Origin of the sequence: Roseateles cavernae, assembly GCF_040187885.1 — a bacterium.
Classification (GTDB): domain Bacteria; phylum Pseudomonadota; class Gammaproteobacteria; order Burkholderiales; family Burkholderiaceae_C; genus Roseateles_E; species Roseateles_E cavernae.
Genome location: NZ_JBDPLH010000006.1, coordinates 39,222 through 64,422, shown reverse-complemented (window position 1 = coordinate 64,422; position 25,201 = coordinate 39,222). Strand labels below are relative to the sequence as shown.

20 protein-coding genes are annotated in these 25,201 nt (G+C 66.9%); 13 read left to right on the top strand and 7 right to left on the bottom strand.

The features are described from left to right. Position 1: 1 nt before the first annotated feature. The 9 genes from nuoK to ABGI63_RS16755 all read left to right on the top strand — a co-directional run bounded on the left by nuoK (position 2) and on the right by ABGI63_RS16755 (position 11,298). Positions 2-310, top strand: coding sequence for an NADH-quinone oxidoreductase subunit NuoK (gene nuoK, locus ABGI63_RS16795; RefSeq protein WP_137943576.1), 309 nt, complete (start codon positions 2-4; stop codon positions 308-310). A 5-nt stretch (positions 311-315) separates the two neighbouring features. Next, positions 316-2,367, top strand: coding sequence for an NADH-quinone oxidoreductase subunit L (gene nuoL / locus ABGI63_RS16790; protein WP_349743501.1), 2,052 nt, complete (start codon positions 316-318; stop codon positions 2,365-2,367). Between the two features lie 19 nt (positions 2,368-2,386). Continuing rightward, positions 2,387-3,868: an NADH-quinone oxidoreductase subunit M gene (locus tag ABGI63_RS16785; RefSeq protein ID WP_349743499.1), complete on the top strand. Its 1,482-nt coding sequence runs from the start codon at positions 2,387-2,389 to the stop codon at positions 3,866-3,868. 16 nt (positions 3,869-3,884) lie between these two features. Then, entirely contained in the window at positions 3,885-5,366 is a 1,482-nt protein-coding gene (gene nuoN / locus ABGI63_RS16780; protein ID WP_349743498.1) for an NADH-quinone oxidoreductase subunit NuoN, read from the top strand. A 13-nt stretch (positions 5,367-5,379) separates the two neighbouring features. Continuing rightward, positions 5,380-5,688 carry a DUF2818 family protein gene (locus tag ABGI63_RS16775; protein WP_349743496.1) on the top strand — a complete coding sequence of 103 codons (309 nt, stop codon included), beginning with the start codon at positions 5,380-5,382 and terminating at the stop codon, positions 5,686-5,688. Next, positions 5,678-6,277, top strand: coding sequence for an NUDIX domain-containing protein (locus tag ABGI63_RS16770; protein WP_349743494.1), 600 nt, complete (start codon positions 5,678-5,680; stop codon positions 6,275-6,277). Before ABGI63_RS16775 ends, ABGI63_RS16770 begins: the two co-directional genes overlap by 11 nt. A gap of 25 nt (positions 6,278-6,302) precedes the next feature. After that, on the top strand, positions 6,303-6,749 hold the full coding sequence (locus ABGI63_RS16765) for a DUF1178 family protein (RefSeq protein WP_349743493.1): 447 nt from the start codon (positions 6,303-6,305) through the stop codon (positions 6,747-6,749). A gap of 168 nt (positions 6,750-6,917) precedes the next feature. Continuing rightward, positions 6,918-8,078 (top strand): efflux RND transporter periplasmic adaptor subunit, encoded by a 1,161-nt coding sequence (locus ABGI63_RS16760; protein ID WP_349743492.1) that lies wholly within the window; start codon positions 6,918-6,920, stop codon positions 8,076-8,078. Between the two features lies 1 nt (position 8,079). After that, positions 8,080-11,298 carry an efflux RND transporter permease subunit gene (locus ABGI63_RS16755; RefSeq protein WP_349743491.1) on the top strand — a complete coding sequence of 1,073 codons (3,219 nt, stop codon included), beginning with the start codon at positions 8,080-8,082 and terminating at the stop codon, positions 11,296-11,298. 13 nt (positions 11,299-11,311) lie between these two features. On the opposite strand, the gene ABGI63_RS16750 is transcribed toward ABGI63_RS16755, so the two are convergent. Continuing rightward, positions 11,312-12,712 carry an FAD-binding oxidoreductase gene (locus tag ABGI63_RS16750; RefSeq protein ID WP_349743490.1) on the bottom strand — a complete coding sequence of 467 codons (1,401 nt, stop codon included), beginning with the start codon at positions 12,710-12,712 and terminating at the stop codon, positions 11,312-11,314. Beyond that, on the bottom strand, positions 12,709-13,122 hold the full coding sequence (locus ABGI63_RS16745; RefSeq protein WP_137943514.1) for a DUF2069 domain-containing protein: 414 nt from the start codon (positions 13,120-13,122) through the stop codon (positions 12,709-12,711). Before ABGI63_RS16745 ends, ABGI63_RS16750 begins: the two co-directional genes overlap by 4 nt. Before the next feature lie 19 nt (positions 13,123-13,141). On the opposite strand from ABGI63_RS16745, the gene ABGI63_RS16740 reads away from it, so the two are divergent. Next, the gene (locus ABGI63_RS16740) at positions 13,142-14,389 is read left to right on the top strand and encodes a YihY family inner membrane protein (RefSeq protein ID WP_349743489.1); all 1,248 of its coding nucleotides are present in this window, start codon (positions 13,142-13,144) and stop codon (positions 14,387-14,389) included. On the opposite strand, the gene ABGI63_RS16735 is transcribed toward ABGI63_RS16740, so the two are convergent. Then, complete coding sequence (locus ABGI63_RS16735; RefSeq protein ID WP_349743488.1) at positions 14,366-14,944, bottom strand: helix-turn-helix domain-containing protein; 579 nt, start codon at positions 14,942-14,944, stop codon at positions 14,366-14,368. The two genes, ABGI63_RS16740 and ABGI63_RS16735, sit on opposite strands and share 24 nt — an antisense overlap. 95 nt (positions 14,945-15,039) lie before the next feature. Here ABGI63_RS16735 and kbl point away from each other — a divergent pair, with 95 nt between their 5' ends. Continuing rightward, positions 15,040-16,245: a glycine C-acetyltransferase gene (gene kbl, locus ABGI63_RS16730; RefSeq protein ID WP_349743486.1), complete on the top strand. Its 1,206-nt coding sequence runs from the start codon at positions 15,040-15,042 to the stop codon at positions 16,243-16,245. Next, the gene (locus ABGI63_RS16725; protein ID WP_432767433.1) at positions 16,245-17,198 is read left to right on the top strand and encodes an NAD-dependent epimerase/dehydratase family protein; all 954 of its coding nucleotides are present in this window, start codon (positions 16,245-16,247) and stop codon (positions 17,196-17,198) included. Before kbl ends, ABGI63_RS16725 begins: the two co-directional genes overlap by 1 nt. Here the strand turns inward: ABGI63_RS16725 and ABGI63_RS16720 are convergent, their stop codons facing one another. The 4 genes from ABGI63_RS16720 to ABGI63_RS16705 all read right to left on the bottom strand — a co-directional run bounded on the left by ABGI63_RS16720 (position 17,199) and on the right by ABGI63_RS16705 (position 24,603). Beyond that, a complete protein-coding gene (locus ABGI63_RS16720; protein ID WP_349743484.1) occupies positions 17,199-17,519 on the bottom strand; it encodes an Mpo1-like protein in 321 nt (106 codons plus the stop codon). It abuts the gene before it with no gap. 92 nt (positions 17,520-17,611) lie between these two features. Beyond that, complete coding sequence (locus ABGI63_RS16715) at positions 17,612-22,426, bottom strand: NAD-glutamate dehydrogenase (protein WP_349743482.1); 4,815 nt, start codon at positions 22,424-22,426, stop codon at positions 17,612-17,614. 66 nt (positions 22,427-22,492) lie between these two features. Then, positions 22,493-23,299 (bottom strand): alpha/beta fold hydrolase, encoded by an 807-nt coding sequence (locus ABGI63_RS16710; protein WP_349743481.1) that lies wholly within the window; start codon positions 23,297-23,299, stop codon positions 22,493-22,495. Continuing rightward, positions 23,296-24,603, bottom strand: coding sequence for an O-acetylhomoserine aminocarboxypropyltransferase (locus ABGI63_RS16705; RefSeq protein ID WP_349743479.1), 1,308 nt, complete (start codon positions 24,601-24,603; stop codon positions 23,296-23,298). Before ABGI63_RS16705 ends, ABGI63_RS16710 begins: the two co-directional genes overlap by 4 nt. A gap of 95 nt (positions 24,604-24,698) precedes the next feature. Between ABGI63_RS16705 and ABGI63_RS16700 the strand changes: the two genes are divergently transcribed. Beyond that, a complete protein-coding gene (locus ABGI63_RS16700; RefSeq protein ID WP_137943506.1) occupies positions 24,699-25,169 on the top strand; it encodes a CBS domain-containing protein in 471 nt (156 codons plus the stop codon). Positions 25,170-25,201 lie beyond the last annotated feature (32 nt).

Sequence of the window (25,201 nt, the reverse complement as noted above, 5' to 3'; positions counted from 1 at the left end):
GCTGGCGCTCACGCTTGGCCATTTCCTGACCCTGGGCGCGATCCTGTTCGCGCTGTCGGTGATCGGCATCTTCCTGAACCGCAAGAACCTGATCGTGCTGCTGATGGCGATCGAGCTGATGCTCTTGGCGGTCAACCTGAACTTCGTCGCCTTCTCCCACTATCTGGGTGATATGGCCGGCCAGGTCTTTGTGTTCTTCATCCTGACCGTGGCGGCCGCCGAGTCGGCCATCGGCCTGGCGATCCTGGTCGTGCTGTTCCGCAACCGCGCCAGCATCAATGTGGAAGAACTGGACGCCTTGAAGGGCTGATGACTATGTCCGCAACACTTTCACAAAACATGCTGCTGGCGGTGCCGCTGGCACCCCTGGTCGGCGCGATCGCGGCCGGCTTCTTCGGCAAGCAGATCGGCCGTCGTGGCGCTCACAGCATCACCATCCTGGGCGTGCTGATCTCCTTCATCATCTCGGCGATGGTGCTGAAGTCGGTCGCCATCGACGGTGCCCGCTTCAACCAGACCATCTACGAATGGATGGTCATCGGCGGCCTGAAGATGGAGGTCGGCTTCCTGGTCGACGGCCTGACCGCGATGATGATGTGCGTTGTGACCTTTGTGTCGCTGATGGTGCACATCTACACCATCGGCTATATGGAAGAGGATCCGGGCTACCAGCGCTTTTTCAGCTACATCTCGCTGTTCACCTTCTCGATGCTGATGCTCGTGATGAGCAACAACATGCTGCAGCTGTTCTTCGGCTGGGAGGCGGTGGGCCTGGTGTCGTATCTGCTGATCGGCTTCTGGTACACCAAGCCGACCGCGATCTTCGCGAACATGAAGGCCTTCCTGGTCAACCGGGTCGGTGACTTCGGCTTCATCCTGGGCATCGGCCTGCTGGTGGCCTACGGCGGCTCGCTGAACTACGGCGAGACCTTTGCCAAGGCCAATGAGCTGGCGCAGATCAAGTTCAACGCCCCGCTGTGGGGCTCGGACTGGATGATGCTCAGCGTCGCCTGCATCTGCCTGTTCATCGGCGCGATGGGCAAGAGCGCGCAGTTCCCGCTGCATGTCTGGCTGCCCGACTCGATGGAAGGCCCGACCCCGATCTCCGCGCTGATCCACGCCGCCACCATGGTGACGGCCGGCATCTTCATGGTGGCCCGCATGTCGCCGCTGTTCGAGCTGAGCGACACCGCACTGAACTTCGTGCTGGTGATCGGCGCGATCACCGCGCTGTTCATGGGCTTTCTGGGTATCATCCAGAACGACATCAAGCGTGTCGTCGCCTACTCGACGCTGTCGCAGCTCGGCTATATGACGGTGGCGCTGGGTGCCTCGGCCTACTCGGTCGCGGTCTTCCACCTGATGACGCACGCCTTCTTCAAGGCCCTGCTGTTCCTCGGCGCCGGCTCGGTCATCATCGGCATGCACCATGACCAGGACATCCGCAATATGGGCGGCCTGCGCAAGTACATGCCCATCACCTGGATCACCGCCTTGCTGGGCTCGCTGGCCCTGATCGGCACGCCCTTCTTTGCCGGTTTCTACTCGAAGGACAGCATCATCCTGGCGGTCCAGGCCAGCACGCTGCCGGGTGCGAGCTTTGCCTATTTCGCGGTGGTGGCCGGCGTCTTCGTGACGGCCTTCTACAGCTTCCGCATGTATTTCCTGGTCTTCCACGGCAAGGAAAACTTCCACCACAAGCCCTTCCCTGGCGAGCACGACCATCATGATGACCACGGTCATCACGAGCCGCACACCCCGCACGAGTCGCCCTGGGTGGTGACCGCGCCGCTGGTGCTGCTGGCCATCCCCTCGGTGGTGATCGGTTTCCTGGCGATCCAGCCGATGCTGTTCGGCGACTTCTTCAAGGACGCCATCATCATCAACACGGCGGCGCATCCGGCCATGGCCTCGCTGGCCGAGCACTTCCATGGCGCGGTGGCGATGGCCACGCACGGCTTCATGACCCTGCCGTTCTGGCTGGCTGTGGCCGGTGTCGTGACCGCCTATCTGTTCTATATGGTCTGGCCGGCGGTCCCGGTGGCGCTGGGCAAGATCCTGCGTCCGCTGGTCATCGTGCTCGAGAACAAGTACTTCATGGACTGGTTCAACGAGAACGTGCTGGCCCGCGCCGCGCGCGGTCTCGGTCTGGCCGCCTGGAAGGGCGGCGATCAAGGCCTCATCGACGGCCTCTTGATCAATGGCTCGGCCCGTGGCATCGGCGGTATCGCCGGCCTGGTGCGCCGTGTTCAGACCGGCCATCTGTACTGGTATGCCCTGGTGATGATTCTGGGCGTGATCGGCCTGATGAGCTGGCAGCTGTGGCCCTATATAGGCCCTCAATTCAGAGCCCTGGCGGGCCTGTGAGCAAGGGCGGAGAAAAATAATGGGATTGTTGAGTCTTGCCATCTGGTTGCCCATCTTCAGCGGCCTTGCGCTGCTGGCCCTGGGGCGTGACAGCCAGGCCACCAACGCACGCTGGATGGCGCTGATCGCCGCGCTGGCGAGCTTCGCGGTGACCGTGCCGCTGATCACCGGCTTCGATACCTCGACCGCCGCGATGCAGTTCAGCGAGAAGCTGGCCTGGATCGAGCGCTTCAATGTGATGTACCACCTGGGTGTCGACGGCATCTCGATGTGGTTCGTGCCGCTGACGGCCTTCATCACGGTGATCGTCGTGATCGCCGCCTGGGAGGTGATCGAGGAGCGCGTCAATCAGTACATGGGCGCCTTCCTGATCCTGTCGGGTCTGATGGTCGGCGTGTTCTCGGCGCTGGACGGCTTGCTGTTCTATGTGTTCTTCGAGGCCACGCTGATCCCGATGTACATCATCATCGGCGTCTGGGGCGGCGCCAACCGCGTCTACGCGGCCTTCAAGTTCTTCCTCTACACGCTGGCCGGTTCGCTGTTGATGCTGATCGCGCTGCTGTATCTGTACTTCCAGTCCGGCGGTTCCTTCGACATCCAGACCTGGCACAAGCTGCCGCTGCCGATGACGGCGCAGACGCTGCTGTTCTTCGCCTTCCTGGCGGCCTTCGCGGTCAAGGTGCCGATGTGGCCGGTGCACACCTGGCTGCCCGATGCCCACGTCGAGGCGCCCACCGGCGGCTCGGTGGTGCTGGCCGCCATCATGCTGAAGCTCGGCGCCTACGGCTTCCTGCGCTTCTCGATGCCGATCGCGCCCGATGCGGCCCACCACTGGTCCTGGGTCATCATCGCGATGTCGCTGATCGCGGTGGTCTACATCGGCCTGGTGGCCCTGGTGCAGAAGGACATGAAGAAGCTGGTGGCCTATTCCTCGATCGCCCACATGGGCTTCGTGACGCTGGGCTTCTTCATCTTCAACGAGCTGGGCGTGGCCGGCGGCCTGGTGCAGATGATCTCGCACGGCTTTGTCTCCGGCGCGATGTTCCTGTGCATCGGCGTGCTCTACGACCGCGTGCATTCGCGTGAGATCGCGGCCTATGGTGGCGTGGTCAACACCATGCCCAAGTTCGCCGCCTTCGCGCTGTTCTTCGCGATGGCCAATTGCGGCCTGCCCGCCACCGCCGGTTTCGTCGGCGAGTGGATGGTGATCATCGGCACGGTGCAGTACGACTTCTGGCTTGGCGCGATCGCCGCCACCGCGCTGATCTTCGGCGCCGCCTACACGCTGTGGATGTACAAGCGCGTCTACTTCGGCCCGATGACCAATGACAATGTGCGCGCGCTGACCGACATCAATGCGCGTGAATTCCTGATGCTGGCCGTGCTGGCCCTGGCTACGCTGTTCATGGGCCTCTACCCCAAACCCTTCACCGACGTGATGCAGGTTTCGGTGACCGAGCTGCTCAAGCATGTGGCCACCAGCAAGCTGGGTGGAGTCTGAGATGGGCCAAGCAACAATGACGACTATGAACTGGCTCGCGGTTTATCCCGAAATCATCCTGCTGGCCATGGCCTGCGTCGTGGCCATGGTGGACCTGTGGGTCACCGACCCGGCACGCCGCCCGACCTACTGGCTGACCCAGCTGACCCTGGTGGTTGTCGGCGCCATGCATCTGAATGCCTTCAATGGCGGCGTCACCGAATCGGCGATGCAGGGCATGGTGGTGTCCGACCCGATGGGCCATCTGCTGGGCTTCTTCGCCTGCATTGCGACCTTCGTGACCCTGGTCTATGCGCGCCCCTATGCGGCCGAGCGCGAGATCCTGAAGGGCGAGCTGTTCACGCTGAGCCTGTTCTCCCTGCTGGGCATCATGGTGATGCTGCAGGCCCACAACTTCCTGGTGCTCTATCTCGGCCTGGAATTGATGAGCCTGTCGCTGTATGCGCTGGTGGCGCTGCGCCGTGACCACGCGGTCTCGACCGAAGCGGCGATGAAGTACTTTGTGCTGGGCGCGCTGGCCAGCGGCTTCCTGCTCTACGGCCTGTCGATGATGTACGGCGCCACCGGCTCGCTGCACATCCCGCAGGTGTTCGATGTGATCGCCACCGGCGCCCCGAACAAGTCGGTGCTGGTGTTCGGCGTGGTCTTCGTGGTGGCAGGTCTTGCCTTCAAGCTGGGTGCAGCCCCCTTCCATATGTGGGTGCCCGACGTCTACCAGGGCGCGCCGACGGCGGTGACCCTGCTGATCGGCGCCGCACCCAAGCTGGCGGCATTCGCGATCACGATCCGCCTGCTGGTGGAGGGCATGCTGGGCCTGGCCTTCGATTGGCAGCAGATGCTGATCGTGCTGGCCGTGGTGTCGTTGGTGATCGGCAATCTGGCGGCCATCGCGCAGAGCAATCTCAAGCGCATGCTGGCCTACTCGACGATTGCGCAGATGGGCTTCATGCTGCTGGCGATGGCCTCGGGCGTGATCGGCGACAACCACGCCGGCATGGCCAATGCCTACAGCTCGGCGCTGTTCTACTCGGTCACCTATGTGCTGACGACGCTGGGCACCTTCGGCATGATCCTGCTGCTGTCGCGCCAGGGCCATGAGGCCGAGGAGATCAAGGACCTGGCCGGCCTGGCCAAGCGCAGCCCCTGGTTCGCGCTGGTGATGACCATCTTCATGTTCTCGCTGGCCGGCATCCCGCCGACTGCGGGCTTCTACGCCAAGCTGGCCGTGCTGCAAGCCATGGTCACCACCGGTTCCCAGCTCTATCTGGCGCTGGCGGTGTTTGCCGTCGTGCTGTCGCTGGTGGGGGCTTTTTACTACCTGCGCGTCATCAAGGTGATGTTCTTCGACGAGCCCACCGACAGCGCGCCGCTGAGCGCGCCGGCCGATGTGCGCGCCGTGATGTCGCTCAATGGCGCCGCCGTGCTGGTGTTCGGTCTGCTGCCCGGCGGCCTGATGGCCATGTGCGGCACCGCCATCGTCAAGCTGCTGGCTCCCTGACGCGCCGCGCTGAATGGATCAGTCCGCTGCCGTCTGGCTGGTGCTGCTTGTCGCGGTGATCGCGGCCAATGCGCCGTACTTCAGCAGCCGCGTGCTGCTGCTGGGCCCCAAGCGCGTCGCCAAGCCCTTTGGCTGGCGCGCGCTGGAGCTCTTGCTGCTGGCCCTGCTGACCCTGGCTCTGGGTTTCGCGCTGGAGTCCTACCAGGGCCAGCGCCAGCCGCAGGGCTGGGAGTTCTATGCGGCCGCGCTGTGCCTGTTCATCACGCTGGGTTTCCCCGGCTTTGTCTGGTGCTATCTGCGGCGGGGTCGACATGGCGGCTGAGGACAAGCGCAACCACAAGGACGAGGCGCTGCGCGAGCTGCAGCTCGATTCGACCCAGGTCTACCGCGGCCATTTTCTCGATGTGCGCCGGGACCGCATCCGCCTGCCGGACGGCGCCGAGGCTGCCCGCGAGTACATCGTCCATCCCGGTGCGGTGATGGTCGTGCCCCTGCTCGATGACGGCCGGCTGCTGATGGAGCGTCAGTACCGCTACCCGATGGGCCGGGTGATGCTGGAGTTCCCGGCCGGCAAGCTCGATGCAGGCGAGGCGCCGCTGCGCTGCGCGCAGCGCGAGCTGCTCGAGGAAACCGGCTACACCGCGCGTGAATGGGCCCATGCCGGCGTGCTGCACAACGCAATCGCCTATTCCGACGAGGGCATTCAGATCTTCTTCGCACGCGGTCTGACGGCCGGCGAGCGTCGCCTCGACGAGGGCGAATTCCTTGATCTGGTCACCCACACGCCGGCCGAGCTCGACGCGCTGGCCGCCAGCGGCGCCATGACCGATGCCAAGACCCTGATCGGCCTGCTGTGGCTGCAGCGCTGGCAGGCCGGTGCATGGGTATTGGACTGGCAGCCGGCGGGCTGAGGCCGGCCTGCCTATCATCGCGACCATGCTTGTCTTGAATCTGTCATGCAAGCGGGAGCACCGCTTCGAGGGCTGGTTCGGCTCAGCCAATGATTTCGAATCGCAGCTGGGCCGTGGCCTGGTCGGCTGCCCGGTCTGCGCGTCCACCGAGGTGCAGCGCCTGCCCAGCGCGCCGCGCCTGAACGTCTCGCATCTGCGCGGGCCTGCCGCCGAGCCCAAGCCCACGCCGCCCGCCGATCCGCAGCAGCAGGTCCAGCAGGCCGCCCTGCAGGCGGTCCAGCAACTGCTGGCCCGCACCGAGGATGTCGGCGAGCGCTTTGCCGAAGAGGCCCGCCGCATCCACTACGGCGAGGTCGAGCAGCGCGGCATCCGTGGCCGCGCCAGCCGCGAGGAAGCGGTGGCCCTGGCCGACGAGGGCATCGCGGTGATGGCGCTGGCCGTGCCCGAGGCGCTCAAGGGCACGCTGCAGTAGCACGCGGCTCGGCCGCCTCGGTCGCCGCCTGTCCGCTGTTTTCGCTGTTCAGCGGTGCAAAGCTTGCGTTTGTCGCAGCGGGCTGGGCCGGCCGCGTCCCGCGTGGCAAGATTCCCGGCTGGTGCGCTTCATGGGAGGCGCTCGCAAAACAATACCGGAGCCCCCTAGATGATGCGCCATCGCCTGCCCGCCCTTGTCCTCGTCAGCTCTTTGATACTCCTGCTGGGCGCCTGCGGCAAGCCCGGCGCCGACGGCGCGGGCACCGCCCAGGCGGCCAAGGCACCGGCCGCCGCCAAGCCGCTGCTGCTGTCCACCGAAGACCTGCAGTCCATGGGCTTGTCGACCTATGCCAGCGGCCCGGTGATCACCGGTTCGGTCCAGCCGGAAAAGCGCGCCGATCTGCGCGCCGAGGTGCAGGCCATGGTGCTGCAGGTGTTCAAGGAAAACGGCGAGAAGGTCCGGCGCGGCGATCTGCTGGTGCGGCTGGACGACAGCGCGATCCGCGAAACCCTGTCCTCGGCCGAGCAGGCGGCGCGTGCCGCCGCGCAGAGCTTCGAGCAGGCCGAGCGCCAGTTCCAGCGCATGAAGACCCTGCAGGCCCAGGGCATGAGTTCGATGCAGGCGATGGAAGACGCCGAGATCCGCCGCAACAACGCGCAAAGCGAGCTGGTGGAAGCCAAGGCACGCGCGGCCACTGCCCGCCAGCAGCTGCAGCGCACCGAGGCCCGCGCGCCGTTTGACGGCATCGTCTCCGACCGCAAGGTCTCGGCCGGCGATACCGCCCAGGTCGGCAAGGAGCTGGTCAAGGTGATAGACCCGAGCAGCATGCGTTTCGAAGGCCTGGTCTCGGCCGACCGCATGAGCGAGCTGAAGGTGGAGCAGACGGTCTTCTTCAAGGTCAACGGCTATACCCAGTCCGATTTCGAGGGCAAGGTGCGGCGCATCGCGGCGGCCGCCAACCCCACCACGCGCCAGGTCGAGGTGCTGGTTGATTTCGCCGGCGAGCAGCAGCCCGGCGTGGCCGGCCTCTACGCCGAGGGCCGGGTACAGAGCCAGAGCACCAGCGCGCTGATGCTGGCCGATGGCGCGATCCAGCGCGAGGGCGACCAGGCCTATGTCTGGCGCGTGCAGGACGGCAAGCTGGTCCGGGTGGCCGTCAAGCTGGGCGAGCGCGACGAGCGCCAGGGCCTCTACCAGGTCAGTGTCGGCCTCAAGCCGGGCGACCAGGTGCTGCGCCATCCGAACAATGCTCTGAGCGAAGGTCGTGCGGTGGAGTTTGCCAAGCCGGCTGCCGCCGCCGCATCGGCCTCCGCGAGCCGGGGAGGTTGAGATGTTTCTCTCCAACTTCAGTGTCAAGAAGCCGGTCGCGACCATCGTCATCATCATCAGCCTGATGGCCCTGGGGCTGCTGGCGCTCAACAAGCTGCGCGTCAACCAGATTCCCGATGTCGAGGAACCGGTGCTGGTGGTCAGCATCAACTATCCGGGCGCCTCGCCCGAGACGGCCGAGCGCGAGATCGTCAACCGCATCGAGAAATCGTTTCAGAGCATCGCCGGTGTCAAGGAGGTGCGTGCCACCGCCAATGAGGGCAGCGCCCAGATGGTGCTGATCTTCAACTTCGACAAGAACATGATCGAGGCGGCCGACGAGGTGCGCAACGCCATCGGCGCAGTGCGGCACAAGCTGCCGCTGGAAATGCGCGAGCCGGTGCTGCAGCGCTTCGACCCTTCGTCCCAGCCCATCATGCAGCTGGCGCTGTCGTCCAACAGCCAGAGCCATGCCGAGATCTCGCGCCTGGCCGAGGATGACCTGGCCGACAAGTTCCGCGCCATCAACGGCGTGGCCACGGTCAATGTCAACGGCGCGCTGAGCCGCGAGCTGTCGGTGCTGCTGCATGCGCAGAAGCTGCGCGAGTTCAACGTCTCGGTCACCGAGGTGGTCAACGCGCTGCGCAGCCAGAACACCACCGCGCCGGTTGGCAAGGTGCGCGGCAGCATGCAGGATCAGAGCATCCGGCTGCTGGGGCGCATCGAATCGCCGGCCGAGTTCGAGCAGATCGTCGTCAAGCGCCAGGGCGAGCAGCTGGTGCGTCTGGGCCAGGTGGCCAGCATCCGCGACGGCTTTGCCGAGCGCCAGAGCATCAGCGTGCGCAACGGCCACCCGAATGTGGGCCTGTCGGTGACGCGCTCCCGGGATGCCTCGACCGTGGCGGTGGCCAACGAGATCCGCAAGCTGGTCGCGGCGACGGCCAAGACCCTGCCGGCCGGCACCACGCTGGAGGTCACGCAGGACGGTGGCGAGGACGCCGAGAACAGCCTCAACAATGTGATCCATGCGCTGGTGTTCGGCGCCGGCCTGACGATTCTGGTCGTCTATGTGTTCCTGAACTCCTGGCGCTCGACGCTGATCACCGCCTTGTCGCTGCCGACCTCGGTGGTGGCCGCCTTCATCGCGGTCTGGCTGTGCGGCTTCACGCTGAACTTCATGAGCTTGCTGGGTCTGTCGCTGGCGATCGGCGTGCTGATCGATGACGCCATCGTGGTGCGCGAGAACATCGTGCGCCATATGGAGCGCGGTGCCGACCGGCGCAGCGCGGCGCTCAACGGCACGGCCGAGATCGGCATGGCCGTGGCCGCCACCACCTTCTCCATCGTCGCGGTCTTTGTGCCGGTGGCCTTCATGCCCGGTGTCTCGGGCGAGTGGTTCCGCCCCTTCGGCCTCACCGTCGTCGCCTCGGTGCTGGTCAGCCTGTTCATCTCCTTCACGCTGGATCCGATGCTGTCGGCCTTCTGGGGCGACCCTCCGGGCCATCATGAGGCGCCGAAGAAGGGCTTGTCGCTCTATCTGCAGCGCTTCAATGACTGGTTCGACCGCCAGGCCGACCGCTATGGCCAGGTGATCGCCTGGGCCCTGCATCACCGGCGCTGGATGGCCGCGTTCGCGGTGCTGAGCTTTGTGCTGGCGATCGCGCTGCAGGCCAAGTTCGGCGGCTCCAGCTTCCTGCCGGCGTCGGATGCCGGCACCATTGCCGTCGAGGTGCGCACCCCGGCCAGCTCCAGCCTCGAGTACTCGAAGCTGAAGATGGAGGCTGCCGCCAAGCTGGCACGCGAGATTCCCGAGACCAAGGCCACCAACAGCCAGGTCAATGTCAGCGGCGGCCGCATCTATGTGGACCTGGGCAAGAGCACCGAGCGCAAGCGCTCGGCCGCCGAGATTGCGACGGACCTGCGCGCGCGTGTCTCCCGGCTGGTCGGCGCCGAGTATGTGGTGCTGGACGATCTGAACAATGGCGCGCAGAAGCCTGTGCAGATCCGCTTCTCCGGCGAGGACTCGCGCAAGCTGCTAGCGATCACCAACGACTACATGGCCAAGCTGCGCCAGGTGCCCGGCGCGGTGGATGTGGGCCTGTCCGAGCAGGACCCGCAGGACGAGTTGCAGATCGAGCTCAACCGCGGCCTGGCCAACTCGCTGGGCATCTCGGTCGGCGATGCCGCCAATGCCCTGCGCGTGGCCTTTGCCGGCGTCGAGGTCGGCGACTGGGTCGACCCCAGCGGCGAGACCCGCGATGTGGCGGTGCGCCTGGCACCGGAGGACCGGGTCGACGCCAGCAATATCGAGCGCCTGCCGATCACCGTGGCCGGCAGCGGCATGATGGTGCCGCTGGAGCAGATCGCCACCGTGACCATGGGCAAGGGCCCGTCCAAGATCCAGCATGCGGACGGCAAGCGCATGATCGCGGTCTCGGCCAATGCCCAGGGCCGCTCGGCCGGCGAGGTGACGGCCGATGCGGTCAAGCTGGCCAAGTCCATCCAGTTCCCGCCCGGCTATGGCATCGAGCTGGCCGGCGCCTCGGCCGACCAGGAAGAAGTGTTCGGTGCGATGGCCGTGGCCCTGGCCTCCGGCATAGGCCTGATGTATCTGATCCTGGTGATGCAGTTCGGCTCCTTCACCGCGCCGCTGGGCGTGATGCTGTCGCAGCCGCTGTCGCTGATCGGCGTCGTCGTGGCGCTGCTGCTGACCGGCGGCACGCTGAACCTGATGAGCTTCATCGGCATCATCATGCTGGCCGGCCTGGTGGCGAAGAACGCGATCCTGCTGCTGGACGCCGCACGCCAGGAGGAGGCCAAGGGCGTGCCCCGCGAGGAAGCGCTGATGCATGCCGGCCGCATGCGTTTCCGGCCCATTCTGATGACCACCTTTGCCCTGGTGGCCGGCATGTTGCCGGTGGCCATCGGCGTGGGCGAGGGCGGTGAGTTCTATCGGCCGATGGCGGTGGCCATCATCGGCGGCACCATCACCTCGACCTTTCTGACGCTGCTGATGGTGCCGAGCTTCTACGACAGCATCGAGATCGCCAAGGACCGCATGATCGCCAAGTTCGGCCGCCGCGAGGCGCGCTGGAACACCGCCGTGGCCTTCACGCTGACCTTTGTCGAGGCCGTCCTGACCCTGCTGATGCTGCGCTTCATCTTCCGCATGGTGATGAAGCTGGTCGACCGGCTGCGCGGCCGCCGCCCGGCGGTCACGCAGCCTCAGGGAGCCGACTGAGGACGGCTGGGGCCTACAGCACGCGGCCCGGATTCATCAGGCCCTGGGGATCCAGGGCCTTTTTTATTGCCCGCATCAGACCCAGCGCGACCGGGCTCTTGCGCTCGGCCAGTTCCTCGCGCTTGAGCTGGCCGATGCCGTGCTCGGCCGAGATCGAGCCGCCCTGGGCCAGCACCGCGTCATAGACGATGTGGTTGATCGCCGCCTCGTGCTCGCGCAGGAAGTCGGCGGCGGCCACGCCCTCGGGGGCCTGCACGTTGTAGTGCAGATTGCCGTCGCCCAGATGACCGAAGTCCACCATGCGCACGCCGGGGAAGGCTGCCGCCAGCGCCGCATCGGTGGCGGCCACGAAGGCGGGGATGCGAGACACCGGCAGCGCGATATCGTGCTTGATGTTCAGGCCTTCCTCGACCTGGGCCAGCGGTATCGATTCGCGCAGATGCCAGAGCCCGTGCGACTGCTCCAGGCTCTCGGCCACCGCCGCGTCGCTGATGAGTTCGGACTCCAGCGCCCGCTCCAGCAGGCCTTCGAACATCGTGCGGGCGTGGGCCTCGCTCTCGGTGTCGGACAGCTCCAGCAGCACGGTCCAGGGGCTGGGCGGCAGCGGCTGGCGCAGCTGCGGGAAATGCTTGCGCACCAGGTCCAGCGAGAACTGGTTCATCACCTCGAAGCCGGTCAGGCCCGCGCCGAGCCGCGCCTGCGCCAGGCTCAGCAGCGCCACGGCCGCTTCCAGCGTGTCGCAGGCGGCCAGCGCCGTCATGCGCGCAGCCGGCCGGGGGTAGAGCTTCAGGGTCGCGGCGGTGATCACGCCCAAGGTGCCCTCGCTGCCGATGAAGAGATCGCGCAGGTCGTAGCCGGTGTTGTCCTTGCGCAGGCCCGACAGGCCTTCCCAGACCTCGCCGGCGGCCGTCACGACCTCCAGGCCCAGGCACAGATCGCGCGCATTGCCGTAGCGCAGCACCTGGGTGCCGCCGGCATTGCTGGCCAGATTGCCGCCAATCGTGCAGCTGCCCTCGGCCGCCAGGCTCAGCGGGAACAGCAAGCCGGCGCCGGCCGCCGCCTCCTGCACCGTCTGCAGCACGCAGCCGGCCTCCACCGTCATCGTCAGATTGGCCGCATCGATGGCGCGCACCTTGTTGAGCCGGGCCAGGCTCAGCAGCAGCTGCGTGCCGCTGGCGTCGGGCGTCGAGCCGCCGACCAAGCCGGTATTGCCGCCCTGCGGTACCAGGCTGACGCCGTAGGTGGCGCACAGGCGCACGACGGCGGCCACCTCGGCCGTGCTGCCGGGCCGGACCACGGCCAGGGCCCGGCCGGGAAAGCGGCGGCGCCAATCCATCTCGTAGGCCGACAGATCGCCCTCGACCAGGACCTGGGAGGCGCCTAGGGCCTCCCGCAATTCGTTCAGCAGATTCATGGTGTGGCGGCCTGCTTGGCCGCGTTCAGACGTTGACGGACATGCATTGCGCAGGCGACGAAGATCAGGCTGGAGAGCAGCAGCTCGGCCCAGGCCAGCGGCACCGAGGGACCGACATCGCTGGTGGCGCGCACCGCGCCCTCGGCAAAATAGAGCCAGACCATCAGGCTCAGCCAGCGGAAGGTGTAGAGCCGGTAGCGCCACAGGCCGACAAAGGGAATCAGCAGCGGCAAGGCCTTGACGGCCAGTGTGCCGCGGCCGGTCGGTGCCAGCCACAGCTCCCAGGCCAGGCACAGCAGGAAGAGCGCGGCCAGCGCGCCCAGGGCCAGATTGCGGGACAGCGCTTCCTGGGCCGTGGCCTGGGTGCGCGAGGAGGTTTTGATCGGTGGTTTGTCGGAGCGGGAGGACATGGCTGGCATCATAGCCAGCATGACGACAAGAACCCCTGCCGCCGTGCCGTCCGAGGACAGCGCCGCCGGCTTTCTGAACACGCTGATGAGCTGGCCCTGGCTGGCCACCCTGCAGACCCTGCGCCTGCGCTTTGCCGAGGCGCGGCTGGGCCAGACGGCCGGCAGCCTGACCTTCACGACGCTGATCTCGTTGGTGCCGCTGCTGACGGTGATGCTGGCGCTGTTCACCGCCTTTCCGATCTTCGCCAGCTTCCAGCGCTCGCTGGAAACCTACTTCCTGCAAAGCCTGATCCCACCCAATATCGCCAAGCCGGTGCTGGCCGCGCTGACCCAGTTCGCCGCCAAGGCCAATCGCCTGGGCCTGGTAGGCCTGGTCGTGCTTGGCGCCACCGCGCTGGCGCTGATGTTCACGATAGACCGCACGCTCAACACCATCTGGCGCGTCAAGCGGCCGCGGCCGATGATGCAGCGCATGCTGGTCTACTGGGCCGCGCTGACCCTGGGGCCGCTGCTGCTGGGCGCCAGCCTGACGCTGACCGGCTATGCGATCACCGCCGGCAAGGGCATTGTGGGCGGCATGCCGGGCGGGCTGGCGGCGCTGCTCAACGGCGTCGAACTGGTGGTGCTGAGCCTGGCCGTTGCCGGGCTGTTCCGCTATGTGCCCAATACCGAGGTGCGCTGGCGCCACGCGCTGGCCGGCGGCATCTTCGTCGCGCTGGCCTTCGACCTGACCAAAAGCCTGCTGGCCTGGTATGTCAAGCAGGTGCCGACCTACTCGACGCTGTACGGTGCCTTCGCCACCGTGCCGATCTTCCTGATCTGGATGTATCTGGGCTGGGTCGTGATGCTGCTGGGCGCCTTGCTGGCCGCCAATATCCCGGCGCTGGGCGGGCGCATGCTGCACCGGCCCGAGGTGCCGGGCCTGCAGCTGGAGCTGGCGCTGGAGGCCTTGCGCGAGCTGTGGCGGGCGCGCCAGGCCGGCGAGCCGGGCATTGCCGCCCAGGAGCTGGCGCGGCGCCTGCGCATCGATCCGCTGCAGCTGGAGCCGGCGCTGGAGGCCTTGCTGGGCTTGGACTGGCTGGGTCGGCTGGAGGAGGAGGGCGCACCGCGCCTGGTGCTGCTGCGCACGCCCGAAGAGACGCCCGCCGCGCCGCTGCTGCAGGCCCTGCTGGCCGGTGCCGGCGGCAGCCTGGCGCCGCTGTGGGCGCGTGGCGACTGGGCCGATTGCACGCTGGCCGAGTTGCTAGGGGTGCAGCACCACCAGTAAGGCGGTGGCCGGCTCGCTGCCGCGATTGCGTATCGCGTGCGGGCCGTCGACGGCGTAGCGTGCCGTCTCGCCGGCCTTCAGCGCCTGGCTGATCACGCCGGCGCTGACCTCCAGTTCGCCGCCCAGCACCGACAGATGCTCGCGCGAGCCGGGCTCGTGGGCGGCCGATTCGAGCGCGCCGCCGGGCTGCACCGTCAGCTCGTACCACTCGAACTGTCCGGCCAGATCGATGGGCCCGAGGATGCGCAGCACGCACAGCCCGTCCGGGCTGGCCAGGCTGGGCGTCGCATGCGAGGCCACGGTCTCGATCGCCGGCGCGGCCGGCTTTTCGCCGCTGAGCAGCTCGGACAGCTCCACCCGCAAGGCGTTCGCCAGGCGCCAGACCACGGCCACGGTCGGATTCGCCTGGTTGCGTTCGATCTGCGACAGCATGGACTTCGAGACACCGGCGCGGCGCGACAACTCGTCCAGCGACAGGCCCTGCGCCTGGCGCAGCGACTGCAGGGTGGCGCCGACGCGGGGCGGCTCCAAAGACTCGGACAGGTTGGCGGACATGGCTTGACCTTGAAAAGCTAATCTCAGATACTGCACAACAATTCGATATATCGAACTGTGTTCTGTTTAGTGGATTGTGCACCAGGAGAGCTTTGATGAGCACACGCGACGATTTCTACGCCCATCTGCGGGCCGAGCTGGCCGGCATCCGCGAGGCCGGGCTCTACAAGAGCGAGCGCATCATCACGACGCCGCAGGGCGCGGTGGTGCAGACCGCCGATGGCCGCAAGGTGATCAATCTCTGCGCCAACAACTATCTGGGCCTGTCCTCGCATCCGGCCGTCATCGAGTCCGCGCATGAGGCGCTGCGAACCCACGGCTACGGCCTGTCCTCGGTGCGTTTCATCTGCGGCACGCAGGACATCCACAAGACCCTCGAAGCCCGGCTGGCCAAGTTCCTCGGCACCGAGGACACCATCCTCTACGCGGCCGCGTTCGACGCCAACGGCGGTCTGTTCGAGCCGCTGCTGGGCGAGCAGGACGCCATCATCAGCGACGAGCTGAACCACGCCTCCATCATCGACGGCATCCGCCTGTGCAAGGCCAGGCGCTATCGCTACAAGCACAACGATATGGCCGATCTGGAGGCCAAGCTCGAAGAGGCCAAGGCGGCCGGCGCGCGCTTCACGCTGGTGTTCACCGACGGCGTGTTCTCGATGGACGGCACCATCGCCCAGCTCGACAAGATCCGCGCGATCACCGACCGTTTCGGCGCGCTGCTGGGCATCGACGAGTGCCATGCCAGCGGCTTTCTCGGCAAGACCGGCCGCGGCACGCATGAGTATCGCGATGTCTTCGGCCAGGTCGACATCATCACCGGCACGCTGGGCAAGGCCCTGGGCGGCGCCTCGGGCGGTTTCACGACCGGCCGCAAGGAGGTGATCGAACTCTTGCGCCAGCGCTCGCGCCCCTATCTGTTCTCCAACACCGTGGCGCCGTCCATCGTCGGCGCCTCGCTGGCGGTGCTGGATCTGCTGGAGGGCTCGACCGCGCTGCGCGACAAGCTGGAGGCCAATACCGCCTACTTCCGCGAGGCGATCCAGGCGGCCGGCTTCGAAATCAAGCCCGGCAGCCACCCCATCGTGCCCATCATGGTCCACGACGCGGTGCTGGCGCAAAAACTCAGCGCCCGCATCCTGGAGCTGGGCATCTACGCGGTGGGCTTCTTCTTCCCGGTCGTGCCCAAGGGCCAGGCCCGCATCCGCGTGCAGATCTCGGCCGTGCACGAGCGCGAGCATCTGGAAAAAGCGGTGGCCGCCTTCACACAAGCCGGTCGCGAGCTGGGTCTGATCAAGGGCTGATGAGCATGACAACAAAGATTCTGATCATCGGCGCCAACGGCCAGATCGGCACCGAGCTGGCCCAGGAACTGGCGCTGCGCCATGGCAACACCGCCGTCATCACCAGTGATCTGGCGCCCGAGGGCCGGGTGCCGGCGCTGACCCACGAGATGCTGGACGTCACCGACGCCGCCGCGCTGGCGGCCGTGGTCAAGCGCCATGGCGTGAGCCAGATCTACCACCTGGCCGCCGCGCTGTCGGCCACCGGCGAGCAGCACCCGATGTGGGCCTGGGACCTGAATATGAAGGGCCTGCTGAATGTGCTGGAGCTGGCGCGGGTGCAGAAGCTCGACAAGATCTTCTGGCCCAGCTCGATCGCCGCCTTCGGCCCGAACACGCCGGCCCTGGACACACCGCAGACTTGCGTGATGGACCCGACCACCATCTACGGCATCTCCAAGCTGGCCGGCGAGCGCTGGTGCGCCTGGTACCACGCCAAGCACGGCGTCGATGTGCGCAGCCTGCGCTATCCGGGCCTGATCAGCTGGAAGACCCCGCCCGGCGGCGGCACCACCGACTATGCGATCGACATCTTCCACGCCGCGCTGAAGACCGGCCGCTACAGCTGCTTCCTCGAAGAGGCCCAGGCCTTGCCGATGATGTATATGCCCGACGCGCTGCGCGCCACCATCGAGCTGATGGAGGCGCCGGCCGAGCAGATCAAGCAGCGTGGCAGCTACAACCTGGCCGGCGTCAGCTTCACGCCGCGCGAGATCGCCGCCGAGATCCGCAAGCACATCCCCGGCTTCGAGATCAGTTACGCACCGGACTTCCGCCAGGCGATCGCCGCCAGCTGGCCGCAGCGCATCGACGACAGCGCGGCGCGGGCCGACTGGGGCTGGCAGCTCGACTACGAGCTGAGCCAGATGGCGCAGGACATGCTGAGCAATCTGCGGCCGCTGCTGGCCGCCTGATCAGAACTTGATGCGCCCGGTCCAGATGTCCTTGTACATCACCCAGTCGCCCATCAAGCTGTAGAGCGGGCGCTTGAACGACGCCGGGCGGTTCTTCTCGAAACCGAAGTGGCCGATCCAGGCGAAGCCATAGCCGCACAGCAGCGCGAGCAGCGCAAAGCGCCACTGGCCGGTGTAGAGCGCGGCGGCCAGGCACAGCAGGCTCAGCGTCGAGCCGACGAAGTGCAGGCGCCGGCAGGTCCGGTTGCTGTGTTCGCCCAGGTAGAAGGGGTAGAACTCGGCGAAGCTGCGGATGCTCTTGACGCTGTCGGTGCTGCTCATGGCGGTTGGCGCTTGTTCATCGGATGCCTGCATTCAATGCCTGGGGGCGTATCGTCGCCATTGGTGAAAGCCCATCCATCGGGTCTCCTGGCCTAGCCCAGGCTGCGCAGCTCCCGCAGGGCCACCGCCAGCATTGCCGCGTCGGGCGCCGGCACCGTGCGCAGTTCGTCAAGCAGTTGCTCGGCGCGCTCGATCGCCCGGCCATTGCCGGCCTGCCAGGTCTCGAGCAAGGCTTCCGGCGATTCGACCTCGCCGCCGGCCAGCACCGTGGCGGTGATGGCACGCTGCAGGCCCCACAGATCGTCCAGCATCGCACCCTTGGCCAGCATCTGCCAATGCTGATCGCCGGGCAGGGCGGCGATCTTGTCGCGCAGCCAGGGCAGGCCCAGACGGTTGGCCAGATCGAAATAGATGGCGGCCACCAGTTCCACCGGCCAGCGTGCGTTGCCGGCAATCTCGGCAATGTCCAGCGTCGAATACAGCGTGCCGAAGCTGACGACACGCTCGGCCAGCTCGGCCGGCACGCCACCGGCCACATAGTGGGCCGCCGCGGCATCGACCCGGGCCCGCTCCTCGGCATCCAGCAGCTGCGGCAGGCGGGCGCCGAGCTTCTCGACGTTGGCGCTGAAATGTTCGATCGTGGCGTCCATATCGTCGACCAGGCGGCGAGAGCGCAGAAACCACTTGGTGCCGTGCTCGAGCTGGCGGCTGGTGTCGATCAGCATCTGCGACTGCAGCTCGTCGGCCACCTGGTTGTCGAGCGACTCGATGCTCTGCCACAGACTCACCATGCCGAAAATCTCGCGGCTCAGCAGATAGGCGCGCACGATCTCGAAGGCTCGCGCGCCGGTGGTTTCGAGCAGGCGGTGCACAAAGGTGCTGCCGACGCGGTTGATCATGCTGTTGGTCACATGGGTGGCGATGATCTCGCGCTTGAGCGGATGGCGCTGCATATAGGCGCTGAAGCGCTGCTGCAAGAGCGCCGGGAAGTAGCGCACCAGCGCGGTCGACACCCAGGGGTCGTCCGGCAGGCTCGAGTCCAGCAACTCGTCGAACAGCCAGATCTTGCTATAGGCCAGGAGCACCGCGCGCTCGGGGTTGGTCAAGCCCTGGCCCTTGCCGCGCCGCTCGGCGATCTCTTCGTCGCTCGGCAGGAACTCGATCCCGCGATCCAGCCGCCCGCTCTTCTCGAGAAACTGCATGAAGCGGGTCTGCGCATCCATCAGCTGCGGCGCAATGCGGCCGGTCACCGACAGCACCTGGGTCTGGAAGATGTTGTCGCGCAAGACCAGCGCGGCCACGTCGCCGGTCATCTCGGGCAGCAGGCTGTTGCGCTGCTTCTCGGTCAGCTCGCCGTCGCTGCCGGCCAGGCCCAGCAGGATCTTGATATTGACCTCGTGGTCCGAGGTGTCGACGCCGGCCGAGTTGTCGATGGCGTCGGTATTGATGCGCCCGCCGGCCAAGGCGTACTCGATGCGGCCCAGCTGGGTGCAGCCCAGATTGCCACCCTCGGCAAAGACCTTGCAGCGCAGCTCGCCGCCGTTGACGCGCAGGCCGTCGTTGGCGCGGTCACCGACCTGGGCGTGGTTTTCGCGCGCGGCCTTCACATAGGTGCCGATGCCGCCGTTGTAGATCAGGTCGACCGGTGCCTTCAGGATCGCGTGGACCAGCTCGGTCGGCGTCAGCGTATCGACACCGAGGCCCAGCACCTGCTTGACCTCGGGCGTCAGCGCGATGGACTTGGCCGAGCGCGCATGCACGCCGCCGCCGGCCGAGATCAGGCGGGCGTCGTAGTCGGCCCAGGAGGAACGCGGCAGCTGAAACAGCCGCTCCCGCTCGACAAAAGAAGCCTCGGCATCGGGCTGCGGGTCGAGAAAGATGTGGCGATGGTCGAAGGCTGCCAGCAGCCGGATATGGCGCGACAGCAGCATGCCGTTGCCGAACACATCGCCGGACATGTCGCCGATGCCGACCACCGTCAGTGCGCTGTTCTGCGTGTCCCGCCCCATCTCGCGGAAATGGCGCTTGACCGACTCCCAGGCACCGCGTGCCGTGATGCCCATGGCCTTGTGGTCATAGCCGACCGAGCCGCCGGACGCAAAGGCGTCGCCGAGCCAGAAGCCGTACTCCTTGCTGATGCCGTTGGCGTAGTCGGAGAAGGTGGCCGTGCCCTTGTCGGCGGCGACCACCAGATAGGGATCGTCCGCGTCGTGGCGGCGCACCCGGGGCGGCGGCACGATCGCGTCGCCGACGCGGTTGTCGGTGATGTCGAGCAGGCCGCGCAGATAGTCCTGGTAGCTGGCCACGCCTTCCTTCATGAAGGCCTCGCGGTCGCTGGCCGGCGGTGCCTTCTTCAGCACGAAGCCGCCTTTCGAGCCGACCGGCACGATGACGGTGTTCTTCACCATCTGCGCCTTCACCAGGCCCAGCACCTCGGTGCGGAAGTCCTCCGGTCGATCGGACCAGCGCAGCCCGCCGCGCGCGACCCGGCCGCCGCGCAGATGCACGCCCTCGAAGCGTGGCGAATAGACAAAGATCTCGAACATCGGCTTGGGCGCCGGCAGACCCGGCACCTTGGACGAATCGAACTTGAACGAGACAAAGCCGCGCGGCCGTCCGGCAGCATCCCGGCGCCAGAAGTTCGTGCGGGTGGTGGCCTGTATCAGCGCCAGGTACTGGCGCAGCACCCGGTCCTCCGACAGATTGTCGACCCGCTCCAGCGCGGTCTCGATCGCCGCAGCCTGGCTCGCGAGCGCATCGGCATCGGCCTCCCCATCGGGATCGAAGCGCAGCAGGAACAGCCGGACCAGCTGGCGGGCGATCTCGGCATGGGCCACCAGGCTGCTCTCGATAAAGCTCTGCGACAGCACGAAACCGATCTGCCGCATGTACTTGGCATAGGCGCGCAGCACGACGATCTGTTCGGCCGGCAGCTGCGCCGCGACGACCAGGCGGTTGAAGTCGTCGTTCTCGACCTCGCCGCGCAGCACGGCGGCGAAGGCCGGCTCGAACACCTTGCGCAGGCTGTCGACCTCGGGTTCGCCGCCGGCAACGCTGCTCACCAGGCCGAAGTCGTGGATCCAGACCGCCTCCGAACCCTGCGGCGTGATGCGGTAGGGGTGTTCGTCCAGCACCGTCATGCCCATATGCTCCAGCATCGGCAGGCTGGCCGACAGGATCAGCGGCTCGCCCTGGCGCATCAGCTTGAAGCGCAGGCTGCCCGGCGCGGCCTCGAGCCGGCGGTACAAGCTCATACCCAGCGGCTCGGCCTCGCTGAGCCGGCTCATCAGCTCGACATCGGGCACGGCGGCCCGGGCCGCGAACTCCTCGCGGTAGCCGGCCGGAAAGGCGCCGCCAAACTGGCGCAGCAGCTGCACGCCGCGGGCCTCGCCAAAGGCCTCGATCAGCGCGGCCTGCAAATCGTCATCCCAGCGCCGCGCGGCCGCGACCAGACGGGCCTCCAGCTCGCGCACATCGAAGGCGGGGATCTGGCCGGGCTGGGTGCGCACCGTGATCTGGATGCGCGCCAGCACCGACTCGGACAGATGCACATTGAACTCGGAGCCGCCGCCCTGGAAGGCCTGCACCAGGATGGCCTGCCACTTCTGGCGCAACTCGGTCGTGTAGTGCTCGCGCGGCGCGTAGATCAGGCAGGACAGAAAGCGCTCGAAGGGGTCGCGCCGCACGAACAGGCGGAAGCGCTGACGCTCGCCCAGGTGCAGGATGCCCATGGCCGTCTGCAGCAAGTCGTCGGCGCCGATCTGGAACAGCTCGTCGCGCGGATAGGTTTCGAGGATGTTGATCAGCGCCTTGCCGGCGTGGCTGCCGGGCGCCAGACCGGCCCGGGTCACGACATCGGCGACCTTGCGCCGCAGCAGCGGGATATCGGCCGGATTGGCGCTGTAGGCGGTCGAGGTGAACAGGCCCAGAAAGCGGTCCTCGCCGCAGACCGTGCCGTCGGCGGCGAAACGCTTGACCGCCACATAGTCGAGATAGCCGGGCCGGTGCACGGTGGAGCGAGCGGTCGATTTCGTCACCACCAGCAGCTCGGGCCGGCGCACATGGGCGCGCACCTCGGGAGGCAGGGCCGCAAAAGAGGCCACCGCATCGAGCGCGTTCACATCGCGCAGGATGCCCAGCGCGGAATCGCTCACCACGTTCAGGCGGTCCTGCCCGTCGACCACGCACAGCTCATGCCGGCGGTAGCCGAGGAAGGTGAAATGGTTGTCGGCCAGCCAGTGCAGAAAGGCCTGGCCCTCGGCCAGTTCCTCGGCCGCCAGCGGCGAGGCTTGCGTGCTTTGCGCCTCGATGATGTCGAGCATGCGCTGGCGTGTCGCCCGCCAGTCGCTCACCGCCAGGCGCACATCGCCGAGCACGCGGCCGATGTCCGCAGCCAGGGCCTCCAGTCGCGCCGGCTCGGGGATGCGGTCGACCTCGACATGGATGAAGGACTCCCGCGTGCCTCCGCCGTCCGCCAGGCCGCGCAGCAGGCCGTCGGCGGTGCGCTCGACGGCCAGCAGCGGATGGATGATCAGGTGGAGGGTGAGGCCGTTGCGGTTGACCTCCATCGTCACCGAGTCGACCAGAAAAGGCATGTCGTCGTTGACGATCTCGATGATGGTGTGCGTCGACTGCCAGCCATGCTCGGCGAGCGTCGGGTTGAACACCCGCACCCGCGCCCGGCCGGCTTCACGCTTGCCGGCGAAGCTCCAGTGCGACAGCGCCGCGCCATACAGATCGGCCACCTGCCGTTCGGCCAGTTCCTCGGGGTCGACCTGGCCGAAATAGCTCCGCACGAAATCCACCAGCGTCTCGCGCTGCTCGGGTGGCAGCTTGGCACGCACCAGCTTGAAGACCTCGTCCAGGCGCTCGCTTCGCAAGCTGGTTTGCTTGATCTCGTTCGGCACGGTGCTCTCCTGTCGAGTTGGCTCAGCCCGGCGAGTGTCGCCGGGTGCCGAGTGAAAAGATACCCGTCAATCCACCCCAAGCGCCTGTCGCAAAGCCGCCAGGGTCTGGTCCGGCGTTTCTGCCATCAGGCTATGACCGGCCGGCAGGCGATGGACGCTGGCCTTGAGCGCCTCGATCAGGCCGACCGTCTGCTTCGGCGAGGTCATCTGGTCGCGCTCGCCCAGCAGCAAGCTGGCCGGGCAGCTCACCCGTGCCGCCGCCTCCAGGCCACCGGCATAGCGGTCGCAGACGCCGAAGTCATGGGCGAACAGATTGACCCCCGTTTGCCGCCCCTGTATGCGCCGCTTCAGCGCGATCTCGCCGCCCTGCAGCCAGGCGCCGGGGCCGGGGTAGGAGGGCTTGGCCGCCAGGCCGGCGAAGGAGAAGCTGTTGACCATCTGGATGGCTTTCAGCGGGGCCGCGCGCGCGGTCGTCAGCAAGAGCTCGGAGACCTTCATCGGATAGGCGGTTGCCATCATCACCAGATGGCTGGCGCGTTCGGGCTGGCGCGCGGCCGCTTCCAGCGCGATCAGCGAGCCCATGCTGTGGCCGACCAGGGCGGCCCGCTGCACGCCGGCGGCATCAAGCAGATCCCAGATCCAGTCGGCCATCGCCTCGACATCGGCCAGCGCCGGCCCGGCGCTGCGCCCGTGGCCGGGCAGGTCCACCGCCAGCACGCTGTGGCCATGGTGGGCGAACCAGCGCGCCAGCAGGGTCCAGACGCTGTGGTCGTTCAGCGCGCCATGGATGAAGACGACGCAGGGCAGGGTGGCATCAAAAGGCTTGCCGCCGGCATAGGCATAGGCCTCGTGGGTGTTGACGGTGAGCTTCATGCTTTGCTGGCGGCCTTGAGCGCGCGCTTGAGGTCGTCGATCAGGTCGTCGGCATCTTCCAGGCCTATGGACAGCCGTATCGTGCCGGGCGTGATGCCGGCCTGGGCCAGCGCTGCATCGTCCATGCGGAAATGGGTGGTCGAGGCCGGGTGGATGACCAGCGAGCGGCAGTCGCCGACATTGGCCAGGTGGGAGAAGATCTTCAGCGCCTCGATGAAGCGCTTGCCCTGCTCGCGGCTGCCCTTCAGATCGAAGCTGAACACCGAGCCGCAGCCGCGCGGCAATAGCTTCTGTGCCAGCTCATGGTCGGGGTGGCTGCTCAAGCCCGGATAGCCGACCCGCGCCACCAGTTCATGGCCGGCCAGGAACTCGGCCACCCGCTGCGCGTTCTGCACATGGCGCTGCATGCGCAAGGACAGGGTCTCGATGCCTTGCAGGATCAGCCAGGCGGTGTGCGGGCTCATGCAGGCGCCGAAGTCGCGCAGGCCCTCGCGGCGCGCCCGCAGCAGAAAGGCACCGACCGTGCTTTCCTCGGCGAACACCATGCCGTGGAAACCGGCATAGGGCTCGCACAGCTCAGGGAAGCGGCCATGTTTGGCATGCGCGGCGTCCCAGTCGAAATTGCCGCCGTCGACCAGCACGCCGCCAACCACCGTGCCGTGGCCCGACAGGAATTTGGTGGCCGAGTGGTAGACCAGATCGGCACCATGCTCGAAGGGCTTGAGCAGATAGGGCGTGGTCAGCGTCGAGTCGACCAAGAGCGGCAGACCGGCCTCGTGGGCGATGGCCGCGACGGTCGGAATGTCCAGCACATCCATGCCGGGGTTGCCCAGGGTCTCGCCGAACAGCAGCTTGGTGTTCGGCCGGATCGCGGCGCGCCAGGCGTCGATGTCGCCGGGCTTGACGAAGCTGGTGGCTATGCCGAAGCGCGCCAGCGTGTAGTGCAGCAGATTGTGCGAGCCGCCGTAGAGCGCGGCGGAGGCGACGATGTGCGAGCCCGCGCCGGCCAAGGTCGCGATGGCCAGATGCAGGGCCGCCTGGCCGCTGGCGGTGGCGATCGCGCCGACCCCGCCTTCGAGTGCCGCGACCCGCTCCTCGAACACGGCCGTGGTCGGGTTCGAGATGCGCGAGTAGACATGGCCGGCGCGCTCCATATTGAACAGCGCCGCCGCGTGCTCGGAGTTCTCGAACACGAAGGAGGTGCTCAGATGCAGCGGCGTCACGCGTGCGCCGGTGCTCGGGTCGGGCGCGGCGCCGGCGTGTAGCGCCAGGGTGTCAAAGCCGGGGTCTGAGTAGCCGGACATGGTGTCTCCGAGATGTGTGATGCGCGGATTGTGTGCTATGTTGGGGACCAGTTTTAGCAGCTGTCGGGTGAGGCCCGGCACAAGAGGAGGCAGCCATGAAAGTCGTCGACATACTCCGCGTCAAGGGCGGCACCCTGTTCACCATCACGCCCGACCAGCCGATGGCCCAGGCCGTCACGACGATGGCCGAGATGGATGTCGGCTCGCTGGTCGTGATGGAGCATGGCGATCTGGTCGGCATGCTGACCTTTCGCGAAGTGATTTCCGCCATCGTCAAGAACGGCGGCAGCGTCGGCAACTCGCTGGTGCGCAGCGTGATGGACGACCATCCGCTGACCTGCACGCCCGAGACCGAGATCGACGAGGTGCGCCGCATGATGCTGGGCCGCCATGCCCGCTATATGCCGGTGCTCAACGGCCGCACGCTGATGGGCGTGATCTCGTTCTACGACGTGGCCAAGGCGGTGGTCGATGGCCAGGACTTCGAGAACCGCATGCTGAAGGCCTATATCCGCGACTGGCCGGTCGAGGAAAACCCGGAAAGCGCCGGCGAATCCAAGTTCTGAGCCGGCACGGTGATGGCGACAAAGCGGCCTGC

What these genes read in the sequence shown, in the direction of transcription:
- nuoL (WP_349743501.1), top strand. Translation starts at nt 316, where the DNA reads ATGTCCGCAACACTTTCACAAAACATGCTGCTGGCGGTGCCGCTGGCA.
- ABGI63_RS16785 (WP_349743499.1), top strand. Translation starts at nt 2,387, where the DNA reads ATGGGATTGTTGAGTCTTGCCATCTGGTTGCCCATCTTCAGCGGCCTT.
- nuoN (WP_349743498.1), top strand. Translation starts at nt 3,885, where the DNA reads ATGACGACTATGAACTGGCTCGCGGTTTATCCCGAAATCATCCTGCTG.
- ABGI63_RS16775 (WP_349743496.1), top strand. Translation starts at nt 5,380, where the DNA reads ATGGATCAGTCCGCTGCCGTCTGGCTGGTGCTGCTTGTCGCGGTGATC.
- ABGI63_RS16770 (WP_349743494.1), top strand. Translation starts at nt 5,678, where the DNA reads ATGGCGGCTGAGGACAAGCGCAACCACAAGGACGAGGCGCTGCGCGAG.
- ABGI63_RS16765 (WP_349743493.1), top strand. Translation starts at nt 6,303, where the DNA reads ATGCTTGTCTTGAATCTGTCATGCAAGCGGGAGCACCGCTTCGAGGGC.
- ABGI63_RS16760 (WP_349743492.1), top strand. Translation starts at nt 6,918, where the DNA reads ATGATGCGCCATCGCCTGCCCGCCCTTGTCCTCGTCAGCTCTTTGATA.
- ABGI63_RS16755 (WP_349743491.1), top strand. Translation starts at nt 8,080, where the DNA reads ATGTTTCTCTCCAACTTCAGTGTCAAGAAGCCGGTCGCGACCATCGTC.
- ABGI63_RS16750 (WP_349743490.1), bottom strand. Translation starts at nt 12,712, where the DNA reads ATGAATCTGCTGAACGAATTGCGGGAGGCCCTAGGCGCCTCCCAGGTC.
- ABGI63_RS16745 (WP_137943514.1), bottom strand. Translation starts at nt 13,122, where the DNA reads ATGTCCTCCCGCTCCGACAAACCACCGATCAAAACCTCCTCGCGCACC.
- ABGI63_RS16740 (WP_349743489.1), top strand. Translation starts at nt 13,142, where the DNA reads ATGACGACAAGAACCCCTGCCGCCGTGCCGTCCGAGGACAGCGCCGCC.
- ABGI63_RS16735 (WP_349743488.1), bottom strand. Translation starts at nt 14,944, where the DNA reads ATGTCCGCCAACCTGTCCGAGTCTTTGGAGCCGCCCCGCGTCGGCGCC.
- kbl (WP_349743486.1), top strand. Translation starts at nt 15,040, where the DNA reads ATGAGCACACGCGACGATTTCTACGCCCATCTGCGGGCCGAGCTGGCC.
- ABGI63_RS16725 (WP_432767433.1), top strand. Translation starts at nt 16,245, where the DNA reads ATGAGCATGACAACAAAGATTCTGATCATCGGCGCCAACGGCCAGATC.
- ABGI63_RS16720 (WP_349743484.1), bottom strand. Translation starts at nt 17,519, where the DNA reads ATGAGCAGCACCGACAGCGTCAAGAGCATCCGCAGCTTCGCCGAGTTC.
- ABGI63_RS16710 (WP_349743481.1), bottom strand. Translation starts at nt 23,299, where the DNA reads ATGAAGCTCACCGTCAACACCCACGAGGCCTATGCCTATGCCGGCGGC.
- ABGI63_RS16705 (WP_349743479.1), bottom strand. Translation starts at nt 24,603, where the DNA reads ATGTCCGGCTACTCAGACCCCGGCTTTGACACCCTGGCGCTACACGCC.
- ABGI63_RS16700 (WP_137943506.1), top strand. Translation starts at nt 24,699, where the DNA reads ATGAAAGTCGTCGACATACTCCGCGTCAAGGGCGGCACCCTGTTCACC.